At 66.1% G+C, this 2,122-nt stretch carries 2 protein-coding genes; one reads left to right on the plus strand and one right to left on the minus strand.

The window, feature by feature from the left end; genetic code table 11:
- Nucleotides 1–108: 108 nt before the first annotated feature.
- On the minus strand, nt 109–1,014 hold the full coding sequence (locus WA965_RS20585; protein ID WP_526298676.1) for a DUF5996 family protein: 906 nt from the start codon (nt 1,012–1,014) through the stop codon (nt 109–111).
- 251 nt (nt 1,015–1,265) lie between these two features.
- Between WA965_RS20585 and WA965_RS20590 the strand changes: the two genes are divergently transcribed.
- A partial coding sequence (locus tag WA965_RS20590) for a serine/threonine-protein kinase (protein WP_526448018.1) occupies nt 1,266–2,122 on the plus strand: 857 nt, incomplete at its 3' end.

The following is a 2,122-nucleotide window of genomic DNA, read 5'->3' on the forward strand; positions in this document are numbered from 1 at the left end:
ATGCAGCACTTGCATCAATCCCCACGCCCAACAAACCGCCGGAATTGCGTTCCAGCAGCCAACCCGCGAGAGGGGGCATGCTGGAATGCAATTCCGGCGGAACGAGGGTCAGCGCTCCAGTGCGGCGCGGTCCCAGGAACCGAGGTCAGCGGCGACCTCGTAGGTGCTCTGCAAAAACTCCAGCAGCAGCGCGTCGGGGTCGGCGGCCTCCCGCACAGCGGTGTAGGGCAGCACGAACTCACCGAGATTGCTGTCGAAATACGCCTGCTCCGGACGCACCTCCGCGTCCCGGTATCCGTCGGCTTCGGGGTAGGCGTAGGAGTAGAAGACGCCCTCGCCGTCGGGTCCGGGCCAGTAGCCCGCGCTGCTGACCTCATGTGAGTAGGCCTCCCACATGACGTGAGGACCGCAGTTGGGGGCGCCGCCGGGATGCTTGGGGGCCGACCGGCCGGAGAACCGGGTGACGGCCAGGTCCAGCGCGCCCCAGAAGAAGTGCACAGGGCTCACCTTGCCCAGGAACCGCGACCGGAAGACCTCGAACACGCGCGTCATCTGCACCAGCGCCAGCCAGAAGCGGTGCACCTGGTCGGGATCGTAGGCAACGTGCTGGGTGTCGGTGTCGAGCGGGATCGCGTCGGCGATCTCGACGGGCATCGGCCAGATCTCGGTGTGCAGACCCAGCTCGTCGAGGGCCGCGGTGACCTCGCGGTAGTAGTCGGCGATCGGACCGGCGCGCAGCGGGACGATGCGACGCTCCCCGGTGGTGCTCGACACCGTGAGGTGATGGTCGACGAAATCGAAGTCGATCTGAAACCCGTTGTCGCCGTATGGAACAAGTCCGGTCGTCAGCCCGCGTGCCGAGACGTGCAGAACGACATTCCACCAGTGGCTCATCACCGGGGTGTTGGCCAGGCGGACCTTGCCGACGACCTGGGTCATCAACTGAAGCGTGTCGCGGGTCTCGGCCCACTGCTCGACGGGCAGCTCAGGCCAGGCGGATGGGGACTCGGGCATGGTGTGGACACCTCCGGGGTCGTCAAGTGGATCCATCCAGCATGGCAGAAACCCGAAAAATGCCTGATCAACAGCCGGGCGCGGGTACTGATGCCGTGGTAGAAATATTCCACTCCGTGTCATCGCGGCGCACCCCATCCTGCGCAACGGGCAACCGGTCGTCAGCCGATTGACATGCATCCGGGTAGCACCGGCAAACGTGAGGTAGCTTCGATCCACAGACCGATTGGCCGCAGCCGAGGAGACCACCGGTGAATGCGACACCATTCGGGCACTATCAGCTCCAGAAGCTGATCGGCCAGGGCGGAATGGGCGAGGTCTACCAGGCCTACGACACGAAGACCGACCGAGTTGTCGCGCTCAAGGTCCTCCCGCACCACATGGCCACCGACGAGGTCTTCCAGGCGCGGTTCCGCCGCGAGTCGCAGGCGGCCGCGGGCGTCAACGACCCGCATGTGGTGCCGATCCACGGGTTCGGCGAGATCAACGGCCGGCTGTATCTGGACATGAGGCTCATCGAAGGCCGCAATCTGGGCACGATGCTCTCCGACAGCGAGAAGCCTCTCGGCGCGGCGTTCGCCGTCTCGATCGTCGAGCAGGTCGGCCACGCTCTCGATGCAGCGCACAAGGACGGTCTGATCCACCGCGACATCAAACCGTCCAACATCCTGATCACCGACCGCGACTTCGTGTACCTGATCGACTTCGGTCTGGCCCGCAGCGCGGGCGAGTCGGGACTGACGACTGCCGGCAGCACGCTGGGCACCCTGGCGTACATGGCGCCGGAGCGTTTTGAGGGTGGCCAGGTCGACGCCCGCTCGGACATCTACGCGCTGACCTGTGTGCTGTACGAATGTCTCACTGGCTCAAGGCCTTACCCGGCTGACAGCCTCGAGCAACAGATCGCCGGTCACATGGTCTCGCCGTTGCCGCGCCCATCGGACAGCGATCCGCGGCTGGCGCCCTTCGACGAGGTGATCGCCAAGGGCATGGCCAAGAAACCTGCCAAGCGCTACCAAACGGCCGGTGAACTGGCCCAGGCGGCGCGGCGCGCGCTGACCGCCCCGGTGCGCCGGGACGGCAGCGGATCCCGGCACGCGGCACGCAC

The sequence above is a fragment of the Mycobacterium sp. genome, assembly GCF_049683935.1.
Lineage (GTDB): Bacteria > Actinomycetota > Actinomycetes > Mycobacteriales > Mycobacteriaceae > Mycobacterium.

Coding starts and splice junctions, on each gene's coding strand:
- WA965_RS20585 (WP_526298676.1), bottom strand. CDS start 1,014: ATGCCCGAGTCCCCATCCGCCTGGCCTGAGCTGCCCGTCGAGCAGTGG.